At 35.4% G+C, this 21,587-nt stretch carries 30 protein-coding genes; 26 read left to right on the forward strand and 4 right to left on the reverse strand.

The window, feature by feature from the left end; all coding sequences use genetic code 11:
* The first annotated feature begins 11 nt into the window (after positions 1 to 11).
* The 7 genes from MKY88_RS02365 to MKY88_RS02395 all read left to right on the forward strand — a co-directional run bounded on the left by MKY88_RS02365 (position 12) and on the right by MKY88_RS02395 (position 2,924).
* Positions 12 to 989, forward strand: coding sequence for a ParB/RepB/Spo0J family partition protein (locus MKY88_RS02365; RefSeq protein WP_340812919.1), 978 nt, complete (start codon positions 12 to 14; stop codon positions 987 to 989).
* 27 nt (positions 990 to 1,016) lie between these two features.
* Positions 1,017 to 1,274 carry a hypothetical protein gene (locus MKY88_RS02370; RefSeq protein ID WP_340812920.1) on the forward strand — a complete coding sequence of 86 codons (258 nt, stop codon included), beginning with the start codon at positions 1,017 to 1,019 and terminating at the stop codon, positions 1,272 to 1,274.
* Positions 1,275 to 1,296: 22 nt separating this feature from the next.
* Positions 1,297 to 1,836, forward strand: a complete 540-nt coding sequence (locus MKY88_RS02375; protein WP_340812921.1) for a Holliday junction resolvase RecU — start codon at positions 1,297 to 1,299, stop codon at positions 1,834 to 1,836.
* Positions 1,836 to 2,054, forward strand: coding sequence for a hypothetical protein (locus tag MKY88_RS02380; protein WP_340812922.1), 219 nt, complete (start codon positions 1,836 to 1,838; stop codon positions 2,052 to 2,054). Before MKY88_RS02375 ends, MKY88_RS02380 begins: the two co-directional genes overlap by 1 nt.
* Positions 2,051 to 2,368: a hypothetical protein gene (locus MKY88_RS02385; RefSeq protein WP_340812923.1), complete on the forward strand. Its 318-nt coding sequence runs from the start codon at positions 2,051 to 2,053 to the stop codon at positions 2,366 to 2,368. Before MKY88_RS02380 ends, MKY88_RS02385 begins: the two co-directional genes overlap by 4 nt.
* 95 nt (positions 2,369 to 2,463) lie before the next feature.
* Positions 2,464 to 2,715, forward strand: coding sequence for a hypothetical protein (locus MKY88_RS02390; protein ID WP_340812924.1), 252 nt, complete (start codon positions 2,464 to 2,466; stop codon positions 2,713 to 2,715).
* A complete protein-coding gene (locus tag MKY88_RS02395; protein ID WP_340812925.1) occupies positions 2,712 to 2,924 on the forward strand; it encodes a hypothetical protein in 213 nt (70 codons plus the stop codon). The genes MKY88_RS02390 and MKY88_RS02395 overlap by 4 nt, the downstream gene beginning before the upstream one ends.
* Before the next feature lie 187 nt (positions 2,925 to 3,111).
* Here MKY88_RS02395 and MKY88_RS02400 read toward each other — a convergent pair whose 3' ends face one another.
* The 4 genes from MKY88_RS02400 to MKY88_RS02415 form a co-directional block, all read right to left on the reverse strand.
* Positions 3,112 to 3,378: a hypothetical protein gene (locus MKY88_RS02400; protein WP_340812926.1), complete on the reverse strand. Its 267-nt coding sequence runs from the start codon at positions 3,376 to 3,378 to the stop codon at positions 3,112 to 3,114.
* A gap of 69 nt (positions 3,379 to 3,447) precedes the next feature.
* Positions 3,448 to 3,840: a DUF1259 domain-containing protein gene (locus MKY88_RS02405; protein ID WP_340812927.1), complete on the reverse strand. Its 393-nt coding sequence runs from the start codon at positions 3,838 to 3,840 to the stop codon at positions 3,448 to 3,450.
* A 16-nt stretch (positions 3,841 to 3,856) separates the two neighbouring features.
* Positions 3,857 to 4,108 carry a hypothetical protein gene (locus tag MKY88_RS02410; protein WP_340812928.1) on the reverse strand — a complete coding sequence of 84 codons (252 nt, stop codon included), beginning with the start codon at positions 4,106 to 4,108 and terminating at the stop codon, positions 3,857 to 3,859.
* A 466-nt stretch (positions 4,109 to 4,574) separates the two neighbouring features.
* Positions 4,575 to 5,120, reverse strand: coding sequence for a collagen-like protein (locus MKY88_RS02415; RefSeq protein WP_340812929.1), 546 nt, complete (start codon positions 5,118 to 5,120; stop codon positions 4,575 to 4,577).
* 147 nt (positions 5,121 to 5,267) lie between these two features.
* Here MKY88_RS02415 and MKY88_RS02420 point away from each other — a divergent pair, with 147 nt between their 5' ends.
* From MKY88_RS02420 to MKY88_RS02510, 19 genes are all read left to right on the forward strand, one after another.
* The gene (locus tag MKY88_RS02420) at positions 5,268 to 6,272 is read left to right on the forward strand and encodes a DNA cytosine methyltransferase (RefSeq protein WP_340812930.1); all 1,005 of its coding nucleotides are present in this window, start codon (positions 5,268 to 5,270) and stop codon (positions 6,270 to 6,272) included.
* Positions 6,273 to 6,562: 290 nt separating this feature from the next.
* Positions 6,563 to 6,898: a hypothetical protein gene (locus MKY88_RS02425; RefSeq protein WP_340812931.1), complete on the forward strand. Its 336-nt coding sequence runs from the start codon at positions 6,563 to 6,565 to the stop codon at positions 6,896 to 6,898.
* Positions 6,899 to 6,930: 32 nt separating this feature from the next.
* Entirely contained in the window at positions 6,931 to 7,449 is a 519-nt protein-coding gene (locus MKY88_RS02430) for a hypothetical protein (protein WP_340812932.1), read from the forward strand.
* A gap of 321 nt (positions 7,450 to 7,770) precedes the next feature.
* Positions 7,771 to 8,634, forward strand: coding sequence for a hypothetical protein (locus MKY88_RS02435; protein WP_340812933.1), 864 nt, complete (start codon positions 7,771 to 7,773; stop codon positions 8,632 to 8,634).
* A gap of 99 nt (positions 8,635 to 8,733) precedes the next feature.
* Positions 8,734 to 9,072 carry an HNH endonuclease gene (locus MKY88_RS02440; protein ID WP_340812934.1) on the forward strand — a complete coding sequence of 113 codons (339 nt, stop codon included), beginning with the start codon at positions 8,734 to 8,736 and terminating at the stop codon, positions 9,070 to 9,072.
* Positions 9,073 to 9,112: 40 nt separating this feature from the next.
* Positions 9,113 to 9,466, forward strand: a complete 354-nt coding sequence (locus tag MKY88_RS02445; RefSeq protein WP_340812935.1) for a P27 family phage terminase small subunit — start codon at positions 9,113 to 9,115, stop codon at positions 9,464 to 9,466.
* 22 nt (positions 9,467 to 9,488) lie between these two features.
* Complete coding sequence (locus MKY88_RS02450; protein WP_340814794.1) at positions 9,489 to 11,177, forward strand: terminase large subunit; 1,689 nt, start codon at positions 9,489 to 9,491, stop codon at positions 11,175 to 11,177.
* Between the two features lie 4 nt (positions 11,178 to 11,181).
* Entirely contained in the window at positions 11,182 to 11,352 is a 171-nt protein-coding gene (locus MKY88_RS02455) for a hypothetical protein (RefSeq protein WP_340812936.1), read from the forward strand.
* Positions 11,353 to 12,549 carry a phage portal protein gene (locus MKY88_RS02460; RefSeq protein ID WP_340812937.1) on the forward strand — a complete coding sequence of 399 codons (1,197 nt, stop codon included), beginning with the start codon at positions 11,353 to 11,355 and terminating at the stop codon, positions 12,547 to 12,549.
* Positions 12,542 to 13,123: an HK97 family phage prohead protease gene (locus tag MKY88_RS02465; protein WP_340812938.1), complete on the forward strand. Its 582-nt coding sequence runs from the start codon at positions 12,542 to 12,544 to the stop codon at positions 13,121 to 13,123. Before MKY88_RS02460 ends, MKY88_RS02465 begins: the two co-directional genes overlap by 8 nt.
* Entirely contained in the window at positions 13,120 to 14,406 is a 1,287-nt protein-coding gene (locus tag MKY88_RS02470) for a phage major capsid protein (protein WP_340812939.1), read from the forward strand. Before MKY88_RS02465 ends, MKY88_RS02470 begins: the two co-directional genes overlap by 4 nt.
* Positions 14,407 to 14,426: 20 nt before the next feature.
* A complete protein-coding gene (locus MKY88_RS02475) occupies positions 14,427 to 14,612 on the forward strand; it encodes a hypothetical protein (RefSeq protein WP_340812940.1) in 186 nt (61 codons plus the stop codon).
* Complete coding sequence (locus MKY88_RS02480; protein WP_340812941.1) at positions 14,612 to 14,908, forward strand: hypothetical protein; 297 nt, start codon at positions 14,612 to 14,614, stop codon at positions 14,906 to 14,908. Before MKY88_RS02475 ends, MKY88_RS02480 begins: the two co-directional genes overlap by 1 nt.
* Positions 14,895 to 15,239, forward strand: coding sequence for a hypothetical protein (locus MKY88_RS02485; protein ID WP_340812942.1), 345 nt, complete (start codon positions 14,895 to 14,897; stop codon positions 15,237 to 15,239). The genes MKY88_RS02480 and MKY88_RS02485 overlap by 14 nt, the downstream gene beginning before the upstream one ends.
* Positions 15,229 to 15,594 (forward strand): HK97 gp10 family phage protein, encoded by a 366-nt coding sequence (locus MKY88_RS02490; RefSeq protein WP_340812943.1) that lies wholly within the window; start codon positions 15,229 to 15,231, stop codon positions 15,592 to 15,594. Before MKY88_RS02485 ends, MKY88_RS02490 begins: the two co-directional genes overlap by 11 nt.
* The gene (locus MKY88_RS02495; RefSeq protein ID WP_340812944.1) at positions 15,591 to 15,905 is read left to right on the forward strand and encodes a hypothetical protein; all 315 of its coding nucleotides are present in this window, start codon (positions 15,591 to 15,593) and stop codon (positions 15,903 to 15,905) included. Before MKY88_RS02490 ends, MKY88_RS02495 begins: the two co-directional genes overlap by 4 nt.
* 104 nt (positions 15,906 to 16,009) lie before the next feature.
* The gene (locus tag MKY88_RS02500) at positions 16,010 to 16,615 is read left to right on the forward strand and encodes a major tail protein (RefSeq protein WP_340814795.1); all 606 of its coding nucleotides are present in this window, start codon (positions 16,010 to 16,012) and stop codon (positions 16,613 to 16,615) included.
* Positions 16,616 to 16,629: 14 nt separating this feature from the next.
* Positions 16,630 to 16,983 (forward strand): hypothetical protein, encoded by a 354-nt coding sequence (locus tag MKY88_RS02505; RefSeq protein ID WP_340812945.1) that lies wholly within the window; start codon positions 16,630 to 16,632, stop codon positions 16,981 to 16,983.
* A gap of 271 nt (positions 16,984 to 17,254) precedes the next feature.
* Entirely contained in the window at positions 17,255 to 21,580 is a 4,326-nt protein-coding gene (locus tag MKY88_RS02510) for a hypothetical protein (RefSeq protein WP_340812946.1), read from the forward strand.
* Positions 21,581 to 21,587 lie beyond the last annotated feature (7 nt).

The following is a 21,587-nucleotide window of genomic DNA, read 5'->3' on the forward strand; positions in this document are numbered from 1 at the left end:
GGGGCAAACACATGAAATTCAATCTAAGCCAGCTAATGAATGAGAAGTCAAAAGAAGCGGTGGAGAAAGATGGACTTGCTTTTAAAGTAGAGTCCATCCCAATCGAAAAGTTAAGTCCATCTGAAATGAATAAGTACAATGTCGAGAATGTTGCAGAGCTAAAAGCAAGTATTGAATTAATGGGTCTTCAACAAAACTTAGTGGTGCGAGAACACGAAAACGGTTTTGAGGTCATAAGTGGTCATCGTAGATTGAAAGCCATGTCAGAGCTATATGCAGAAGGTAATGAACAATTTAAGCGAATACCATGCAAAATCATGAAGTCACTAGATGATATTCAGGCAGAATTACAACTAATTTTAGCTAATTCAACCACTAGGGAGTTAACGGATGCTGAAAAAACTTATCAGGCAGCACGATTACAGGAGCTATTAAATGATTTGCAAAAAAGTGGATTACCAATAGCAGGGCGAAAAAGAGATATTGTTGCACAGCTCATGAAAGTATCGCCTACGCAAGTTGCTCGTATGGACAGCATTAATAAAAAGCTAACTCCTGAACTAAAAGAGGCATTTAGCAAGGAAGACATAAATATCACCACGGCTTATGAAGCGTCTAGGTTGCCTAAAGAACAGCAACAAGAAATTGTTCAAGAATACAAAGAAGGTAAATCAATAACGCCATCCGTTGCTGTGGAGAAGCGGATAGAAGTCATTGAGACGGAGCAAAAAGAAAAGCCAATGACGCATGAACTAGATAGCTATCCTGAACAGTTCGAAGCAATAGTAAAAGGGATAAAAACCTTCATGTGTGGCTTTAACAATCAAAGCTTTAGAGTTGGCGACAAGTTGAAAATAAATGAATTTGATCCTGAAACGATTTTGTACACTGGTAGGTTTTCTGAGGTCAGAATCATTTATCTGCAAGAAGGCGGAGAAAATGACATACCAAAAGATTACGTCATCATGAGCATTAAAAAAATTAGATAAAAGCAATTTATAAAGGAGTGGAAGCGGTTGGACAGTAGCTTACGCCAGTTAAGTTTGTTTGATGATTTTTCACAAACGTCTCGTGCATTTTTTAGAGTGCATGAGACGGTGAAAGTCATTGAAGTAAAGGATAATCCTGAAATCTATGAATATCGCAAATATTATTTTAGTCATGTGATTGGTAAAAAGGGAGTTGTGCAGAAAGTTGATGGTCAATCGGTGCTAGTGCGAATTGGTGACGAGTCCATAATCTTTGATGCACAGGAATTAGAATGGGTTGCCTAAAAACTAAAGGGGCTGAAAGAAAATGAGAACACCTAAACGAAATTATTCACGAAGTCATGCGAACAGAGGGAAACTTTTTGAAAATTTAATTGATGGGACAAACAATCAATATCGAAACAACAATTTTGCGGATGTTCGTAAAGTGCCTCCTCCGTTAACGATCTTGGAGGTAAACGGAAATCAGGTAGATGCAAAACTAGAAAAAGCTACATGGGTAGATTATAGCGGTATCTACAAGGGACAATCCATTATTTTTGATGCAAAGGAAACAAAGCAAGAAAGATTCCCTTTGAAAAATTTGACTGACGAGCAATATAAATTTCTCCATTCATGGCATTACAAAGGGGCAAAAGCATTTTTACTAGTTTGCTTTTGGATAAAAAACAAAAACGAGCCTGAAATTTATTATCTCAAATTTGAACAGTTAGAAGCTGCATGGGTAGGTCAAAGTATTGGTGGTGCTAAATCCATTCCACTCCAATTTTTCCGAGATCATTGCGTCAGAATTAAATCAGGTATATATACGGTGCATTACTTAGAAGCGGTTGGGGGTGCTTCGTGATGACTGAGTCATACTGGAATGCTAGATATGGGGCTTACATCAAATGCCCTGTGCCGAATTGTAATCATGTAGGTAGTGTCATTACAAAAGCTCACTGTCGCTTAGTGCATGGCATGGATCGTGCCGAAGTGAGGAAAAAATATGGTTTTCCCGAAAATGTATCAAAACTTAATCGAAAGCAAATCGAAACAATGAAGAAAAGAGGAAGCCGATTATGATAGTCATTCGAAATAAAAAGATGGTCATAACACGAAAGGCGCATAAATGTTTTGGGTGCTTAGAGGAAATCGAGAAAGGCAAAAGTGCTGTTTATGTTTCAGCCAAGGAAGATGAACAGCATAAATCATTCCATCTCCATGAAGAGTGCAACAAAACAATTTCAAGGGATAAATGGTTTTCAGGAAGCGGTCTTTATCGTGGTTGTATAAAAGATGCACTAAAGACCTCAGAGCAATTAAGATCAATCAATATTTCCTCAGTTGATGAATTGCCATTTGTTATGACGAAATTTAATAACAGTGTGGAGGTATAGACATTGAAATTTAAAAAATGGTGGTTGGCTCTACCTTTAGAAAAACGATTGGTGGTTATTAGTAACGCTATTAACTCTATTGGAGTATTTAAAAGATGAAATCAGGGGGAAACACCATGCTTTGTCCTGTTGTAAATATCAGAGGGAAACGAGTAGAAGTTAGAAAGATATTTAACTGTCTATTTGAACATGAAACTAGTGAAAGACTAATTCATGTATGGTACGAAGATTTGGACGGCTACATCATTTATGAGGATTGTACAGATGCTTTACAACTGAAAAGGAAAATGACTTATGTAGAGTTATTTAGGGACTATCAAAGGGTTTGGGGAGGAGAAGCGAAATGAAAAAGCATTGGGTAAAGAAGAAAGATTTAGACACTCCACTTTGCGAAGTTTTTTCTGACACAAAGACAAATGGAACTGCAAGACAATGGGTAGCCATTACTGAGTTTGTATTAGGTGTAAGTCCATGCGAATTAGACAAAATGAATTTTAACGAATTGAATGAATATATGGATTCGCTCGATAAGCAACTGATGAAAGTAGTTAATTGAAAGAAAATGTGCAGCAGGGAGTGTCAAATTAGAATTTATTAAATACATCAAGAGCATTAATTTTAGGATGAGCAAAGTCATATTTCATGATGATTGTTGAAATGATTTTTTAAAAGTTTTTCAAAGCAATTAAGTACATGGGTAACAAATGAGTGATGACAGCATTCAACGAGAGAAATAATTTACACTATTTTTTATACGGATACTGTTTATTCACTATATTTTTAAGTTTTTCTAACTCAGTGGTTAAATAGTCAATTTGTTTCTGCATGTATTTATTATTATTTTCGTTTTCGTCTTTTTCTTGTACTTCTGCTTCTAATGCAAGTATTGCTGAAAAAGTAGATATTGTATCACCAAGTGTGGATAATACTTCACCAACAACAGCTAGTTCAGCGGCCTGAAGTGCTAGATTACGATCACCTTGACCAGATCTTTTTTTATTTTCATTCAAACTAATTCACCTCAGTAATATGTCATATCCCATTTACTGTATGCTCTGTGTATTTTTTTATGACTAAACCTAATTTTTCAAAACACTGAATGCTTGTGCAAATTTTTGAGCAAAAGTCAATGGAGACTCTATCGACTGAAAATGAACATATAAAATAGTTGGATCCGTAAAAATCCAGTGATTATGAATAGCACTTACAATCAAATTATTTTTTATAAGTACGCTAACAAAAGGTTGTAATTCCTCTTGGAGTACAACAACTTCTCCAAGGTTGAGTGCATTTCCATGTATATCGAGAGACTCAAAAGTTATACCAGCTGGTAATGCACTACGACTCGGACGGCTTTGGATCATAAGATTAATATTACGCTCAAGTTCTACTGAACAAATTCCATTTTTCATTGTAGCTTTACCTTTTGCAATCTGAGCGAATCGTGTGCATATTTCTTGAAAGTTTATCATTAGGTCACTCCTTGGCTTAACTCAAAATTTTTTTAATTTCTTGTAATTCTGAAATTACATGATTTATCTGCATTTGCATGCTTTCTAATTTTTTAGGTTGTTCACTCAAACTTTCATTGTTGTCTGTATTTTCTAATGAAAATAAGGTCAGATCTACAACAAATGAAAATAATTCCTCTCCCAGTGTAGAGAGTGATGCACCAATACTTTCTAAGTTATTTTCAAGTGAATTAGAAGTTCGATTTAAATTGATTTTATCATTAGTCACATTTATCTTCTCCTTACTTAAATAACAAGTTTTTGTCTTAAATGCATCATATGCAACCTATGTTGAAAAGGAGAATAAAAGGCAAGTGTTTCAAACGTTAATTTTTTATGAATGAAAATTTAGAATACGAAAATTAAAACGCAGTAGAAATTGAGTTAGAAAAATAGGCTGAGGTAATAAGAAAATGGTTCACCACCTATTCAGTTGCAGATGTGTAACTGAATAGGTGGTGATGTTAGAGGGATAGCGCGTGCGATAACAGTCGGGGTAATGCAAGTGGCAGCTATCCCGAAGTAAGTATATGTAATTTTAGTTTGAAACATTAAAAAGGAATAATATTGTTCAGTAAAGGAAGCGTTCATAAATATGAAAAAAAAAAAGGAGTAATTCCTGCACAAAAGGTTAATCACTCCTAACAACGAAATCTATTTTTTATAGTTTTGAAACAAAGAGAGTCTTTATATCTCTAAATAATAGGACTTAACATTTTAAGGATAATAGAAGCATTTACGTTTGTTTGTGTGCCTCCTGCCAATGTTTGAAGGATTACTGCTGCTGCAGAAGAGTGGTTCCTAAGTGTAAGAAACCCGCCGGATGGTATAGAAATTATTACCTGACCCGTGTTTTGTTGAGTACCGGCTCCTGAACCATAGACTGCCTGCGTCACCGGTGCACCATTTAAAAATAGTGTGAATTGGTTAGGTTCAACACCTGATACGATGAAAGTAACCTCGTAGATTCCTGGTCTAGTAACAAAAATTTGAGAGGTTCCAGGAGCATGCGTAATTCCCGGTGTAACTATACCTGTTGAATCAAAAATAATATCTGCTTCTACAGCGACAGTTTCAGGACTTAGATTATATATATATCCGTATTCGCATAGACCACTACATGCTGTTGGTATTACAGGAGGAATACCGCCAGTAATTCCACAGAGGTCCACTGCTTTGAATGGTCCTATTTGGCTTCCGCACAAGCAGGAACGTTTATTACAGTTACTACAGCTATCCATTTTTTCACCTCCATTTGTAGTATTTTATTCGTGTGATAAATGGAGTGAAGGGCAGTAGGCTAACAATCGACTAAATTTAATCGTCATTATTGAAGGTTAAGTTACTGTACATTTTGAGGAAAATGTGTTTTTAAAGGAAGTGGTGCGGTGATTAAATTATTATCACTTTTTGGTGGTATTGGTGCTGATATTAAAGCATTAAAAAATATAGGTATAAAAGTTAATACAATTGATTATGTGGAGTGGAAGGATAATAGAGTAAAGGCATATAACGCTATGAATCCTTTCAGGTACACTCCGCAAGATGTGAGAGGATGGAACTTAAAGCCTGATATTTTAGTGCATGGATCGCCTTGCCAAGATAATAGCGCAGCAAACTTAAATGATGATAAAGGTCGTTCAAAATTAATGCTTGAAACAATTAGGATCATTCGTGAAATGGGGGAATGGCGACCGAAAGTTGTTATTTGGGAAAATGTGCGAGGGGCTTTGTTTAAGAAGAAACGACCAATATTCAATGAGTATTTGCGTGACATGGAATCATTGGGATATACAAATTCATATCAGGTATCAAATGCAATGGATAGAGGCATTCCTCAGACGAGAGAGCGAGTATTTTGTATAAGTATTTTAGGGAATGAAGCATTTGATTTTAATAAGGTTAAAAAGAAACCATTAAGACCAATGAGTGATTTCAAACAAAATGATAACGAAATTGAGAATATTGAAAAGTATGTTGTTAATGCTCCTTCAATGTTGAGAAGATTAGAAGATTTAGCAAGTTCTGAGGATATTGAGCTTAATAAAACAAAATTTAGATATGTTAAAACTATTACTGAGGTCTGCAATACCATTACTGAACGTCCAGATCGTTGTCCTAGTGCTGGTGTGTTTAAGATGGATGATGGTCGTTATAGATACCCAACAGAGCGAGAGTGGTGGAGATTGATGGGATTTGATGACGAGGATTTTGATTTAATGCTAAAAGAATTTCCGCAAAAAGAGAACTGTCGAAGTGCTACATTATATGCACTAGCAGGAAACAGCATTGTTGTGCAAGAGTTAGAGGCAATATTTGAAGTCATTCTTAGTGAGGATTATGTCACTGATTTAATTGCAGATTCAAGTGGTCAATTACAATTGATTTGCTGAACATTTAGAAGGAATTTAGGAGTGCTTACTATACCTAATTTTAGATTCCACAGAGGAACGTTGGAAGAAAGCCTAAAGACAGAGGTTGAAGTTGAGAATATTAAAACGCTTCATGAAATGGTCTGTAGTCAATTGCAAGATTACACAATTTCTGAAACGGCACTAATTATCGAATTTTATGGATATGACCATAGAATGGGGAAAGAACTGTATTCGGTAAGAATCTATGGTATTGGAATCGTTGGATTTTTAGATTCTGAATTTATTAGTTAGAAGCGGAGGGATAATCCATGAATGAACGGGATTTAGACGAGCTACTAGATAAACATATACAAAAGCATGAAGAAGAATTTAACCATGCTGCTCATCTCTGTATGAGTGTAGAACAACTAAAAGAGAATTTAAAAGCCATGGCAAGAGGGTTCGGTGTCATTGTAGATAATGCTATGAAATTATGGAACGAATTAAAAGAATGGGTGATAGGTCGCCATCTAGATTTTGAAAGAATAGAAAAGGAGAGTAGAAAAAAACGACTGCTATATAAATTGAACTTCGATAGACCGAAAATCGAAAGCCAAGTGATTGACAGGAAACCTCAACACCTCATTAAAAAAATCATTTATTGAGGAAAGAGATCATAATAATTGGAGGTGTGCTAATGAGTATCGCACAAGAACAAATAGCAGTAATAGCCGAAGTAGCCATTGCAAAATTTAATGAGCTACAACAAGAAGAAAAAACTAATCGGTTAGACAGACGACTTTTTAATACAAGAATATTGTTGAAAAATTATCGTCATTTAAAAGTGTACTGTAATGAAATGAAGGAGAGCATGAATTTAGAAGATGGGGAGCAAGAGGAAATAATCACTCCTGATAAAGAATACCTTACATTGGAATCCATAAAAAGAAGCGAAGCTCGTACACTTGCTATGATGCGATTCATTGATAACATGATTAAAGTTTACGAAATGGATTGTAAACACTTGGGTTCAGAAGCGGAGCGCAGATATGTGACGCTATTGCATTTTTATATAAATGATGAAAGAAAGTCTTATGCTGAAATTGCAAAGTTGCATAATGTGCATGAACGCACAGCGCAAAGGGATTTGAAAGAAGCAGTTCATGCGATGTCGGTTCTTTTTTTCGGCACAGATGGTTTGCGCTTGCAGTTGTAGCCGTGTCGTAAAGATGTCGTTTTAAATGTATTTTAAATATTGTATAGTGTAAATGTAGAATAATTGGATTTACTTTACATCAAGAGTCTTCCAATTGATACAAAAAGTCCTGTTACCCCTAACAGGAAATAAATTAAATAGACGTTTGCTGGAACGTCAACGCTACAAGAGTCACGCCTTACAAGGTGTGGCTTTTTATTATGTTGAATCAGGTGAATCCACTGAATCTTTTTTTAAAACCGATTTAATAAATAATTTGAAACTTTAAGTCTCCAGTTTCGTAGTATTAACAATACAGTAAAAAAAAGGGGAGACTTCATAATGAAAAAATTAGTGATTAAAAATGAGAGTGATGAATTACAATTTATAAGGGATTTATCTCTTGAAGAAATAAAACAATATAATATGCATATAGAAAAAATATATTCTTTAGAAGATGATTTTTCATTGTATTTCATTACTACTCTTAACTACAATGATTTACAACAAGCAATAAAAGAGCATTCAATTTCAATCATCAATACTGATGATAGGAGTATAGCCCGTGCCGTAATGATGGACTTGAACCGGAGATTGCTTAATTATATGACTTCGGCTAGATCTTTTGTACACCATATGGAAACCATTTTGAAACGCAAATTTGATGATACTAGTGAAGAATATAAAATATTAAAAAGCGCAACTTCAAAAGAATATGATGACCATTTTGCTTATAGGTTTTTTTATAAGCTAAGAAATTATTCCCAACATTGTGGAATGCCTATTGATCATATTAGTAGTCAAATTACTTTTGATACAGAAACAAATAGTATCTCTGATAAGAAAGTAATGATCCTTTTCTCAAGAGATAGATTGCTACAAAACTATTCAGAATGGGGACCGGTAAAAAAAGATTTGCTTAATATGGAAGAAGATATTTTTGAAATAAACCCATATCTAGAAGAGTTCAACCAATCTCTCGATCGTATAAATAGTGTATTAATGAGGAGTAAACTAGAGAAATTACAAGAATCCATTGCCTTTTTTGAGGCGTTTTTCTCAAAACTTAAGGATTGGAATCGTCAAATCTATATAGGAGATATTAAGGATGAAAAGGATAGACAATACTCGCTTGAAGAGATTCCTATGCCAACCATCAAAGTTATAATAGATTCTTTTAATAAAGATAAAACCATCCATACATAATGGATGGTTTTATTTTTGTCCTTCGTCTATAAATATCTTTTGGAAGAAAGGGCTATAACATTAACAAATACTATTAAATGTGATGGGACGTTATAAAGAATGAACTTTTATAAATTAAAAATATGGAAAAATAAGAGGGTTAAGGTGTTGAAGCGTGATAGCTATGAATGTCAAGAATGTAAACGGTACGGTAGGAATCGAACTGCTACAACAGTGCATCATTGCAATCCATTAGAAACACATCCTCAATGGAGATTGGAATCGTGGAATCTATTATCGTTATGTACTACTTGTCACGATAAAATGCATGATAGAAATAATAATGTTCTCACTACATTGGGGGAATATTGGCGCGAAAGGGTTACAAAGGTATCCCCCCTACCTAGAAATATTTCTACAAAGCAACAGAGGACCGAGGAGGAGGACCTTTTCCAATAGAGCGAAGTTTTGAAAATTTTTTTTTGAGGAGGTGAAAGGCATGTCGAAAGTGCCAAGCAAAGAAACAATTAAGCGAAGGACAATCAAAGATATGAAAGACCTTGGAGTGCATAAACCTCAGTATAATCGCCTGATTGACGCATATTCAGATATTGTTCATCAATACTTGCTTTTGACTGAAAAGTTTGAGGAAGAAGGATATGAATATGAAAGTTATACGGCTGCTGGAGGTGCAAAAAAGTCGCCAATTGTTGCAACCTTGGAATCACTTAGGAAAGATATTCTCGCATACTCTGATCGTCTATGCCTGAATCCGAAATCAAATGAACCAAGCAGTAATGCTCCTAAAAAGAAAACAGGATTAGCCGAGGTTTTAAGCAGTCTTGGCGGTTAAATATAAAAATTTTAATCTTGTAATGGAGTATGCGAAATCAATAGCAGAAGGGAGAAAGTTAGCAAACAAAGAGCAAATTCAGGGATGCGAAAGGTTTTTAAGGGATTTGGAAAATCCTGATTATGAATTTCGCCCAAAAGATGCTGAGTTTGTTATTGGTATTATTGAAAAGACTTTTGTACATGCACAAGGCGAAATGTTGGATGGTACACCGTTAAGAGGGAAATCTTTTCTATTAGAGCCTTTTCATAAATATCAAGTGTATAACTTGTTAGGTTTTTTTCATAAAGGTACAGAAATTAGGCGTTTCAAAGAAGCCTTTATTTACATTCCTCGAAAAAATATTAAAACTTCTTTTGCTGCTGCATTGGCATGGGCATTAGGTTTATTAAATAGGCGGTCAGGTTCAAAGGTGTATATTGTTGCTGCTGCTTTAAAGCAGGCTCTTGAAAGCTTTAATTTTATTAATTACAACCTTGGTCAAATGGGAGAAAAGGAAAACTTTCGAGTTATAGATAATAATCAGGAGCATTCTATTTCTGGTGATCTTGGAGATGGTTCTCTTTTTATTCAAGCTTTAGCAGCCAATCCAGATAAACAGGACTCTTTAAACTGTAATATTGGCATTGCAGATGAAATGCACGCCTATAAAACGCCTAAACAATATAACATCATTAAAGAAGCAATGAAGGCATATACCAATAAGCTGATGATTGGCATTACAACAGCAGGTGATAATATGTCTTCTTTTTGTTATCAGCGATTACAATATTGTAAGAAAATATTAGATGGAACGGTAGTAGACGAGCAATATTTTGTATTCATAGCAAAAGCGGATGAAGATGAAAAAGGCAATGTGGACTATACTAGCCCTATTGAACATGAAAAAGCTAATCCAGCTTATGGCGTGTCCATTCGACCTCAGGATATGTTAAGTGATGCGTTGCAGGCTCAAAATGATCCTCAACAACGAAAAGACTTCTTGGCAAAGTCCTTAAATATTTATACTTCTGCTATTAAAGCGTACTTCAATATTGATGAATTTAAGACATCTGATAAAAAATACAAATGGACTATCGAAGAATTAGCAAAGTTACCTATCACTTGGTATGGGGGCGCAGACTTATCTAAGATGCATGACCTTACAGCAGGAGCGTTATACGGAAATTATCAAGGTGTCGATATAACAATTACACATGCATGGTTTCCAATTGTAGCAGCAACAGAGAAAGCGGAGGAAGATGGGATTCCGTTGTTTGGATGGAAAGATGATGGTTGGCTAACTATGTGTAATACTGCAACGGTTAATCATTCTGATATTGTGAATTGGTTTATTAAGATGAAAAAGATGGGCTTTAAAATCAAAAAAGTTGGATTTGACCGTAAATTTAGTCGTGAATTCTTCTTAGCTATGAAGCAAGCAGGATTTAAAGTTATTGATCAACCACAATACTTTTACAAAAAATCAGAAGGTTTTAGACGTATTGAAAAGAAAGCGAAAGATGGTCATTTTTATTACTTGCATTCGCAAGCTTTTGAATATTGCACTCAAAATGTTGCTGCTATTGAAAAGACTGATGACATGATTCAATACGAAAAAGTAATGGAAACACAGCGTATCGACATATTTGATGCTACGGTTTTTGCTTCAATTCAGATGCTAGAAGATATGACGAAATCGGCAGATATATCGGCTTGGATAGGAGGGTGATTTATTGGATTTAATTCAAGACAATATTTTAGAAATTATGTTACTTATCGGAGTTTTGTTTCTTTCGATAGGTTTTTTTATGCTTTCTATTTCTTGTGGCTTTATCGTAACTGGTGCTTTGCTTTATGGTACGAGTATAATTTTGGTTCGACTAAGAAAGGAGAGGGTTGATTAAATGGGGTTTTTATTTACGAGAAGTGAAAGGAAAATCAGAGCAGAAACAAATGACAGTCCTATAGGATTATTTATGTCAGGGCAAGATTCATCTTTATTAGTCAATGGTTATACGAAGCTTTCCGAAAATCCCGAAGTGCAAACGGCGGTTCATAAAATTGCTAATTTAGTTTCTTCTATGACCATACAGCTAATGGAAAATACAGATGATGGGGATGTAAGGGTTAAGAATGCCTTGTCAAGAAAGCTTGATATAAATCCATACTCTTTAATGACTAGAAAAACATGGATGTACAACATTATTTATTCGATGTTGCTTGACGGAGGAGGCAATAGCGTTGTTTATCCTGTTATTGAAGATGGAAAGGTATCAGAGCTAATACCATTACAACCATCAAAAGTGAGTTTATTGGAGACGAATAACGGTTATTCAATTCGTTACGGCTCTCAAGTCTTTAATTATGATGAAGTACTTCATTTTGTTTTTAATCCTGATCCTGAATATCCATGGAAGGGGAAGGGTCTACAAGTAGTCTTGAAAGACTTAGTACACAATTTAAAACAAGCATCTCATACAAAGAAGAACTTTATGAGTGACAAGTGGAAACCTCCACTAATCATTGCTGTGGACGCTTTAACGGAGGAATTAACTTATGATGAAGGTAGAGAACAGATTCTTAAAAAATATGTGTCCGACACGGACACTGGGATGCCTTGGGTAATTCCTGCTGATTTAGTGAAAGTTGAACAAATTAAACCTTTGACTTTAAATGATTTAGCGATTAATGAAGCGGTGGAATTGGATAAAAAAACTGTTGCTGGACTCATTGGAGTGCCAGCTTTTTTCATGGGGATTGGACAATTTAATAAAGATGAATATAACAATTTTATTGATACTACAATCCTTCCAATTGCAAAAGGGATCGAACAAGTATTAACAAAAGGGCTTTTATATCAGCCGAGTTGGTATTTTAAACTTAATCCTCATAGCTTGTATGCATACTCTATTACAGAAATTACAGCAGTTTATAGTGATCTATATGTAAAAGGATTAGCTACAGGTAACGAAGTTCGAGACAAAATAGGACAATCACCATTGAAGGGCTTAAATGAACTGGTGATGCTTGAAAATTACATTCCAGCAGACACAATAGGACTTCAAAAGAAATTGGTACAAGGGGGTGATAAGAATGAATAAAGATCGAGGGAATGTAATTCAAATTAGAAGTGCGGTAAGTGAGTTGCAGACTCGTAATGAGCAAGAAAATGAGTTCATTATAGAGGGCTATTTTGCTGTCTTTGGAAAAGAAACGGAGCTTTGGAAAGGTGCTTTTGAAGTAATCGCACCAACAGCATTTGATGATACTTTAAGCAACGATATTAGGGCGTTAATTAATCATGACTCAGCTCTTGTACTTGGTCGAAATAAATCAGGAACACTGGAATTGAAAATAGATTCTAGGGGGCTATGGGGAAAAATACGCCTGAATCCTAAAGATACAGACGCAATGAATTTATATGAACGTGTAAAGCGTGGAGATGTAGATCAATGTTCATTTGGATTTAACATCATTGATGAATCTACAGAGTGGTCAGATGATGGAAAAGTTAAATGGACAATTAATAAGGCTGATTTACATGAAGTTTCTGTTGTAACGTTCCCAGCTTATGAAGAAACAAGTGTTCAAGCTAGACATGCTCAATTTGAACAAATGCAAGAGCGGAAATTTGAACAAAGAAAACAAGAATTGAAAGCGAGGCTACAAAGATGACTTTAAAACAATTAATGATTAGTAAGAAAATTGAACAACGAAAATCAACATTAGTGGATTTAATGTTACGTGAGGAAGAATTTCAGAATCGGAGTGCGGAACTAGTTACAGCGTTGGAAGAAGCAAAAACTGAGGAAGAAATTTCTACCGTGGAATCTCAAATTGACAAGTTGGACAGTGATAAAGAAGAAGTTACTAATAAAAAATCTGTTTTAGAAGATGAAATAAAAACGCTAGAAACAGAATTGGAGCAGTTGAATTCAAATGCTCCAAGCAATCAACAACGTTCGAAAAAGTTACCAAATCAAACAAGAGGTGAAGAGAGTATGAATCGTTTACAAGTACGAGAATTATTAAAAACAGGCGAATACTACGAACGTAGTGAGGTAAAGGAGTTCTATGAACAATTCAAGAACCTTCGTGCTGTAACAGGTGGGGAGTTGGCTATCCCAGAAGTAGTAGTAAATCGAATTATGGACATTATGGGTGATTTCACAACACTATATCCATTAGTGGATAAGGTTGCTATTAAAGGTACTACTCGTATTTTGGTGGATACGGATACAACAGCAGCTACTTGGATGGAACAAACTGCATCAATCCCTACAGGTGATGTAGGAACGATTACAAAGATTGATTTCGATGGTTTCAAAGTAGGTAAAGTAACATTTGTAGATAATTCGTTACTTAATGATTCTATTGTTAATCTGGATGATTATGTTACAAAGAAAATTGCAAGAGCAATTGCGAAAGCTTTAGACATTGCCATTGTAAGTGGTACTGGTGCAGCAAATAAACAACCTACAGGAATCGTGCCTTCTTTAAAAGCGGGACATAAAGTAGAAGCAGTTGCAGATGAAAAATTAATAAAAAATACTGTTAAACATATTGGGTTAATTGATACTGGTGAAGATACTGTAGGGGAAATTGCTGCTGTAATGAAACGCTCCACTTACTATAATCGTTTCCTTGAATTTTCAATACAGGTGAATGCGGAAGGTAATGTTGTAGGGAAATTACCTAACTTAAAGCAACCTGATTTATTAGGCTTACCAGTTGTATTTAACAATAGTTTGGCTGTGGATCAAGTCTTGTTTGGGGAATTCGATAAGTACACACTTATTGAGCGTGAATCAATTACTATTGATAATTCGGAACATGTAAAGTTTGTTGAAGATCAAACAGCTTTCCGTGGAAAAGGACGTTACGATGGTAAGCCAACTAATGTAGATGCATTTGTATTAGTTACTATAAAAGATAAAGGAGGGGTAGCAGGAGCATAACATTTGAAAGGATGATATGAGTGGCAAAATATAAAGTTATCTATATGTTTCGTGACTTACAAGACAATGACCATATTTATAGGATAGGTGATAAATATCCACGTAAAGGGCGTACTGCAAAGGCACGCATTGATGAATTGTCTTCAAACGATAATAAAATAGGCGTACCACTAATTGAAGTAGTTAATGAGGACGGTGGGGAATAATGGACGAAATCTTGCTTACTAACTGTTTGCAGTTATTGAAGTTGGATTTGAGTATTACACATAATTTACGTGATGCCTATTTTATTAATGCGTTGGAAACGGCTAAGAAGGAAATAGAAAAAATGGGCGTTGGTATGGCTGATGCTACTAGTGTAGAAGATACTAAACTTATTGTTGATTATGCTGTGTGGAACTACCGAAAACGCCAAGAAGATGTAGGGCTTCCTAGGAATTTGAAATTCCGTATTCATAACCGTGTAATTCAAAAGGCTGGTGCTAGTGATGCCAAGTCTTAAACAATTAAAAGCAAATGGTCAACACATATCAAAAGACGATGTGTGTTTTTTAATGTCCTCAACTAGTATTCTTGATGAATTATTGCAAGAAATAGAAATCACATCACCTGAGTTGGTGTACTGTGCGCCTGTAAGTATCAGCCAGCGTGAATTTTCGGTAACAATGCAATCAGGGTTAAAGGCACAATTAACCTTAATCATTGACCACGATGAATATGATGGCGAGAAAGAGGTTGAATATGACCGTGTGAGGTATTCAATATATCGGACATTTGTACGTGATGACGGTGATATTGAGTTGTATTGCGAGGTGCGTAAAGGTGTCAATTAATATTGAATCTTTGGCTGCCGAAATAAATCGCACCCTTGCTTCATACGCTCGTCAAACAGAAGAAACAGTTGATGATATTGCAGAAAAAGTAGCAAGTGATGGTGTCGAGTTATTGAAAGAGACTTCACCTAAATCACCTATGGGTGGTAAATACGCAGCTAGTTGGGATTATAAAAAGGTTGGTAAGAAATTTGTCCTCCACAATAAAAAACATTATAGATTAACCCATTTGCTAGAAAAAGGACATGCGAAGGTGAATGGTGGTAGGGTTGCTGCAAGAGTGCATATAGCACCAGTGGAGGATAAAGTGATTAGTGAATTCAAAGAAGAATTACGGAGGGGGCTTAGTGAATGACTCTATCAGAACTAGCTCATGAATTAAATTCTTTATATCCTACTCGTTATTCGCATTTTTCAAGCGCCCAAGAACCGCCATTCATTTGCTATTTAGATGATGGGTCAAATAATTTTTATGCTGATAATAAAGTTTTTATGGAAGGTGCGCTTGTAAATATTGAGCTATATACAAAAACAAAGGATTTTACAGCAGAGAAGAAAATAAAAGAAATGTTAAATGACAATGAAATACCATACGAACAATCCCCTACCGTTTTTATAGAATCGGAAGGGGTTTTTCAATGTATATTTTCAGTCACATTAATTTAAAAATGGGAGTGTGAACAAATATGTATAACGTATTAAATGATGAAAAAAACACTAAAAAAGAATTGACTGACAAAATTAAAATTCCGTTTCATTGGAAAGCGATCATGGATTTAGATATTCAGTTCTTTGCTGAAAACAAGGTTGAATTTGGATTAAGTAATGTCCACTATGCTCCGTATACAGAAGAAAACAATGTGATTATTTTTGAAACACCGATTCCGATACCGGGTGCAGTAAGTATGACTTCTGAGCCAATTGGTGAGGCAACAAAATTCTTCGCTGATAACATGGTCTACTATGTTGTTAATAGTAATCAAGGATATGAGGCTACATTGAGTATTGCGCTTATTCCACAACAATTTGCGATTGATGCATTAGGCGAGGAACTTGATTCTACGGATGGAGTATTAAATGAATTGGCAAATGCACAAGGTAAGCCGTTTGCGTTGTTATTCCAGTTTGAAGGAGATCAAAAGGCGACTCGTCATATTCTATACAATTGTACTGCTAATCGTCCGAGTATCAGTGGTAATACAAAAGAAGAAGGTACAGAAGTAGCGCCAAACGAATTAACACTTACTGCATCTCCTATAAAAATTGGTGACAAATTGATGGTAAAAACAAAAACAACATCAACAACAAAAGATGAAATCTACAATAATTGGTTCAAAAAGGTATACCAAAAAAGTACAACTGTTGAGGGTGCGTAAGAGGGGGATAACTAATGGAAATTACACTATCTATTGATGGAAAAGATGTACCGTTTAAATCTAATGGTGCAGTTGCAAAACGCTATATGATGCAATTTCAACGTGATTTGTTAAAAGATATTTTAAGTATGGGTGTTGCTGATAAGAGTTTTGATGAAATGGATCAAAGTGAAAAAATCCAATGGATACGTGAACACGTTGATTTCAACATGTTTTTCGATATTGCTTGGGTGTTCGCAAAAACAGCAAATAATGAAATTCCTGAACCTTTGAAATGGTTGGAGTCATTTGAGGAATTTCCGATTTTGGATATTATCGAACCATTACAGACGTTACTAGAAAAGACTATTGCTTCTAAAAAAAAGTAACGAATAGCAGTACTGCTGATTCGGGTCGTCAGATAAGTACCGAACAATTTTTAGTGTTGTGTAGAGAATGTAATCTTTCGCATGATGATTTAGAAACAATGACTTTTGGTATGTGTTTAGACTACATTGACGAGTATTTAGAAACGAAAAATCCAAATAAAAAAGAAACGAAATCTCGTAAAGCGACACAAGATGATTTTGATTCATTCTAACACTTGCCTTTTTGGGCAGGTGTTTTTATTTGTTCCAAGATAGGAGGTAGGTGAAATGAATGGCTAGTGGTCGAATACAAGGAATTACAATTGAAATTGGTGGCGATACAAGAGGTCTAACAGATGCTTTAAAAGATGTTAATAAAGAAAGCAATAAGGTTAGTAGTGAGTTAAAAGAAGTGGAGCGTGCTTTAAAATTAGATCCTAGCAATACCGAATTAATTGCACAAAAACAACAACTCTTGGCTGAACAAATTCAACGGACAAGCGAAAAGTTAGATGTTCTAAAAACGGCTCAATCACAGGTTGAAGCTCAATTTCAACGTGGTGAAATAGGGGCAGAGCAATACAGAGCTTTTCAGAGGGAGTTAGCAACAACAGAAGCTCAGTTAAGCAGATTCAACAGTCAAATGGCTGATACAGCAGCAGAACAAGATAGACTAGCACGAAACACTAATGAATTACAAACGTTCTTTGCAGCTACAAGTACTGATGTAAATCATTTTGCTGATGTATTAGGATCACGTTTAACTAGTGCGATTCGTGATGGTTCAGCAACAGCGGATCAAATGAATCGTGCATTACAAATGATGGGTCGCCATGCGCTAGGAGCAAGTGCAGATATAGACCAAATGCGTGAAGCGCTTCGAAATGCTGGTAATGGGGCAAATCTAAATCAAGTCAGACAAGATTTTGCAAGGATTACTGAGGAAGCAAATCAAGCTGGTGATGCAGTTAATGGATTTGGACAGGATTTGGCTGGTGTTGTAGCTGGATTGGCTGCTGGTGGTGGAATTGCAGGAGTTTTAGAAAAAGCGTTAGACGTATCGAGTTTCAATACTAAAATTGGTATTTCTTTTGATGTCCCTGAGGAAAGTGTAGCTTCTGTAAGAGAAGCAGTTAAAACATTAGAGGCATATGGGTTAGATGGCGAAGAAGCTCTTGAAGCAGTTAGAAGACAGTGGGCTTTAAATAAAGATGCATCGGACGAGGCTAATGCAGCTATAGCGAAAGGTGCAGGGGTAGTTGCGAATGCATACAATGGCGTTGATTTAATTGAATTAGTTCAGGAAGTTAATGAAATTGGTGCAGCATTATTTATAAGTAACGAAGAGGCTTTGGCACTAACGAATTCTCTGCTAAAAGCTGGATTCCCTCCTGAACAAATTGACACAATAGCCGAATACGGACAACAAATGGCGGATGCAGGATTTTCAGCTCAAGAGGTACAGGCGATATTTGAAGCAGGAATTGATACGAAAACTTGGAATATAGATAATCTTAATGATGGAGTAAAAGAAGCACGTATAAATATGGCATCATTTGGAGACGAAGTTCCAAAAGCCTTAGCAGATTTATTAGCTGGTACAGATGTATCTGTGAGTAAAATGCAAGAGTGGGGTAAAGCAGTTGCAGATGGAGGCAAAGAAGGTTCGAAAGCCATGTCCGAAATGGTCACTTGGTTAGATGGCGTTGAAGACAGTTCTTTGAGAAATGCTCTAGCTACAGAAATATTTAAAACAAAGTGGGAAGATCAAGGCGCTAATATGTTAGCTGTTTTTAATGGTGTGGATACAGCTCAAGATAAAACTATTGAAAATCAAAACTTGTTGAATGATGCCATTAATAAAACAAATGCTGATCCATTAGTGAAGATTAGTGATGCAGGAAATAAAATTCAGGAAGCATTAAGACCAGCTTTAGAGGTTGTTGCAAACTTCATTGCTAAAATAGCAGAATGGGTATCAAATAATGCTGCATTGAGTGCTGCAATAGTAGCAATTGTTTCGGTAATTGGCATTTTAGTAGGAGTATTTGTTGCATTAATGCCAGCAGTTGGAGGACTAGTCACCGCAATCCCTGCTTTAGCTGCAATAATTGGTGCTATTGCTTCTCCAATTGGTCTAGTGGTAGCAGCAATCGTAGGTTTAGGTGTCGCACTTGTGGCTGCATATCAAAATTCTGAGACATTCAGAGAAAATGTGAATAATGTCTTTCAGGCAATAAGGGATGTTGCAGTCACTGTATTTGAAACAGTGGCTTCTTTTATTGGAGAAAAAGTTGCTCAAATAAAGCAATTTTGGGATGAAAACGGTAGTCAAATTTTGCAGGCTGTGCAAAATGTCTTTAATGGAATAAAAGCTGTTATTGAGTTTGTGATGCCAGTCGTGAAGTTCATTATTGAAACAGTGTGGAATGCAATTAAACAGGTAATAGATGGTGCTTTAAACGTCATTATGGGGGCAATTAAAGTATTCACAGGTTTATTCACAGGTGACTTCTCAAAAATGTGGGAAGGCGTTAAACAGATATTTAGTGGAGCAATTGATTTAATTGTAGGCTGGATGACTCTATCATTTTTTGGTGGCATAAAAACAATCGTAACTAATCTTGCTAAAACAGGTGTAAACCTATTAAAAGGCATGTGGGACAATATTGTTAGCTTCTTTACTTCGATGGGAACTAAAGCTTCAACCACAGTATCGAATTTTTCTTCTGCTGTACTGAACTTCTTTAAAAACATGGTTACTAATTCAATTAATACTATCTCCAACATGGTAAGTTCGGTCATTAATTTTGTGAAGAATTTGGGAACGAACTTCGTTAACATCATTTCTAATATGAAAAATAATGTCCTAAATAAAATGAATGAAATTAAGGATGGACTTATTAATAAAGTTAAGTCATTACCAGAAGAATTCACTTCCATCGGTAAAGATATAATTAACGGTCTTATCAAAGGTATTTCTGCCATGACAGCCAATGCAATCGAATCAATAACTGGTGTTGTGGATGGTGTGGTCAATACAGCTAAAAAATTACTTGGCATTCATTCACCTTCAAGGGTATTCAAACAAATCGGATTGTGGACAGGCGAAGGTATGGTCATCGGTTTGGATGAATCGAGTCCTAAAGTTAATCAAGCTATGGAGAACATTGGTGACGGTATCCTTGCTGTATCAAAGGCTTATCAAGAGGAATACACGAATTTATTAGATGACTTCAACCAGAAAAATGAGGACAAGAATGATAAGGCGTTAGATAAAATTTACAAAATCCAAAATAACGCTGCTAAAAAGAAACGAAAATTAACTAAACAAGAACTTCAAGAAATAGCTTTACTAGAGGCTTCTTACAAAGATTCGAAAATGAAATCAGAAATTGAATTTCAGAAAAAATATAAAGCTTTAGTAGAGAAATCAGAAAAAGAATATTTAGAAGTAATTAAAAATTACATTGCTGATAAAAAGTCATTAGATGAATTATCATTAGTACAAGAAGCAGCAATTTGGGAGCAATCAATTGAACTCTTTGCAGAAGGTTCAAGAGAACGTATTACAGCTCAAAAGGAATATCAAAAAGCTGTTGAAGATATTAACAAACAAATTGTCTCAATTAATTCAGAGTATCAATCAAAAATGAAAACGATTAGCGAAAATCTTATTAAACAAGAAGAAGAGGAAACAAGAAAATATAATGATGCTTTGAAAAGTCGGGAACAGGCTTTGAAATCCTTTGCTGGTACGTTTGATGAATTTAAAATTGAATTGAATCGAACAGGGCTTGAATTAATGACTAATTTACAAGCACAGGTAGATGGATTCAAACAATGGCAGACTGAATTTGAAAAGCTTTCAAGCCGTGGTGTGGATAAAGAATTGATGGAGGAACTGTCATCTTTAGGTGTTAAAGCACTACCTGAACTTGTAGCATTAAATCAATTAACGGATGAACAGCTAACACAATATAGTACACTTTATCAAGAAAAATCTCAGCTTGCTAGAGAACAAGCCGAAAAAGAGTTATTGGGAATGAAAACTGATACTCAAACAAAAATTGATGAAATGAGAAAAGTAGCTAATGACGAACTTTCGAAATTAAATTTAGAATGGCAAACTAAAATAAAAGCTGTTACTCAAGGTACTAAGTCAGAGCTTTCTTCCTTAAAACAAATAGGTGTAGATGCAGGAAATGGGCTTTTAGAAGGTCTGTCATCTACAGCAGAAGCTTTATATGCAAAGGCAAGAGAAATCGCTGATAACATTGCTAAAACAATTGCTGCTGCATTAGAAATACATTCTCCTTCAAGGGTAACGATGGGCTTTGGTGTTAATATCAATGAAGGCTTGATAAAGGGTATGGAAAAATCAAGTGGTAGGTTACAACGTGCTATGAATAGTGTGTATGGATCATTAGCAAGTAGTGCTGAAAAGTCAGTTTCAAATAAAGCAGATTTGGAGCAAATAGCAGCACCTTCCACAACAACCACGACCACAACAGAAAATCATTACCACATGACCTTTACAAGTCCGAAACCACTTGATCCATACGAAACAGCTAGACTTGCTAAAAATGCTTTAAAAGAAATGGGATTGCAGTTTTAAAAGGAGG

Origin of the sequence: Lysinibacillus sp. FSL R7-0073 (assembly GCF_038009065.1) — a bacterium.
GTDB lineage: Bacteria > Bacillota > Bacilli > Bacillales_A > Planococcaceae > Lysinibacillus > Lysinibacillus fusiformis.

What these genes read in the sequence shown, in the direction of transcription:
- MKY88_RS02365 (WP_340812919.1), top strand. Translation starts at nt 12, where the DNA reads ATGAAATTCAATCTAAGCCAGCTAATGAATGAGAAGTCAAAAGAAGCG.
- MKY88_RS02435 (WP_340812933.1), top strand. Translation starts at nt 7,771, where the DNA reads ATGAAAAAATTAGTGATTAAAAATGAGAGTGATGAATTACAATTTATA.
- MKY88_RS02375 (WP_340812921.1), top strand. Translation starts at nt 1,297, where the DNA reads ATGAGAACACCTAAACGAAATTATTCACGAAGTCATGCGAACAGAGGG.
- MKY88_RS02470 (WP_340812939.1), top strand. Translation starts at nt 13,120, where the DNA reads ATGACTTTAAAACAATTAATGATTAGTAAGAAAATTGAACAACGAAAA.
- MKY88_RS02495 (WP_340812944.1), top strand. Translation starts at nt 15,591, where the DNA reads ATGACTCTATCAGAACTAGCTCATGAATTAAATTCTTTATATCCTACT.
- MKY88_RS02445 (WP_340812935.1), top strand. Translation starts at nt 9,113, where the DNA reads ATGTCGAAAGTGCCAAGCAAAGAAACAATTAAGCGAAGGACAATCAAA.
- MKY88_RS02415 (WP_340812929.1), bottom strand. Translation starts at nt 5,120, where the DNA reads ATGGATAGCTGTAGTAACTGTAATAAACGTTCCTGCTTGTGCGGAAGC.
- MKY88_RS02505 (WP_340812945.1), top strand. Translation starts at nt 16,630, where the DNA reads ATGGAAATTACACTATCTATTGATGGAAAAGATGTACCGTTTAAATCT.
- MKY88_RS02390 (WP_340812924.1), top strand. Translation starts at nt 2,464, where the DNA reads ATGAAATCAGGGGGAAACACCATGCTTTGTCCTGTTGTAAATATCAGA.
- MKY88_RS02380 (WP_340812922.1), top strand. Translation starts at nt 1,836, where the DNA reads ATGACTGAGTCATACTGGAATGCTAGATATGGGGCTTACATCAAATGC.
- MKY88_RS02430 (WP_340812932.1), top strand. Translation starts at nt 6,931, where the DNA reads ATGAGTATCGCACAAGAACAAATAGCAGTAATAGCCGAAGTAGCCATT.
- MKY88_RS02395 (WP_340812925.1), top strand. Translation starts at nt 2,712, where the DNA reads ATGAAAAAGCATTGGGTAAAGAAGAAAGATTTAGACACTCCACTTTGC.
- MKY88_RS02405 (WP_340812927.1), bottom strand. Translation starts at nt 3,840, where the DNA reads ATGATAAACTTTCAAGAAATATGCACACGATTCGCTCAGATTGCAAAA.
- MKY88_RS02460 (WP_340812937.1), top strand. Translation starts at nt 11,353, where the DNA reads ATGGGGTTTTTATTTACGAGAAGTGAAAGGAAAATCAGAGCAGAAACA.
- MKY88_RS02500 (WP_340814795.1), top strand. Translation starts at nt 16,010, where the DNA reads ATGGATTTAGATATTCAGTTCTTTGCTGAAAACAAGGTTGAATTTGGA.
- MKY88_RS02440 (WP_340812934.1), top strand. Translation starts at nt 8,734, where the DNA reads ATGAACTTTTATAAATTAAAAATATGGAAAAATAAGAGGGTTAAGGTG.
- MKY88_RS02510 (WP_340812946.1), top strand. Translation starts at nt 17,255, where the DNA reads ATGGCTAGTGGTCGAATACAAGGAATTACAATTGAAATTGGTGGCGAT.
- MKY88_RS02425 (WP_340812931.1), top strand. Translation starts at nt 6,563, where the DNA reads ATGAATGAACGGGATTTAGACGAGCTACTAGATAAACATATACAAAAG.
- MKY88_RS02480 (WP_340812941.1), top strand. Translation starts at nt 14,612, where the DNA reads ATGGACGAAATCTTGCTTACTAACTGTTTGCAGTTATTGAAGTTGGAT.
- MKY88_RS02485 (WP_340812942.1), top strand. Translation starts at nt 14,895, where the DNA reads ATGCCAAGTCTTAAACAATTAAAAGCAAATGGTCAACACATATCAAAA.
- MKY88_RS02450 (WP_340814794.1), top strand. Translation starts at nt 9,489, where the DNA reads ATGGAGTATGCGAAATCAATAGCAGAAGGGAGAAAGTTAGCAAACAAA.
- MKY88_RS02385 (WP_340812923.1), top strand. Translation starts at nt 2,051, where the DNA reads ATGATAGTCATTCGAAATAAAAAGATGGTCATAACACGAAAGGCGCAT.
- MKY88_RS02465 (WP_340812938.1), top strand. Translation starts at nt 12,542, where the DNA reads ATGAATAAAGATCGAGGGAATGTAATTCAAATTAGAAGTGCGGTAAGT.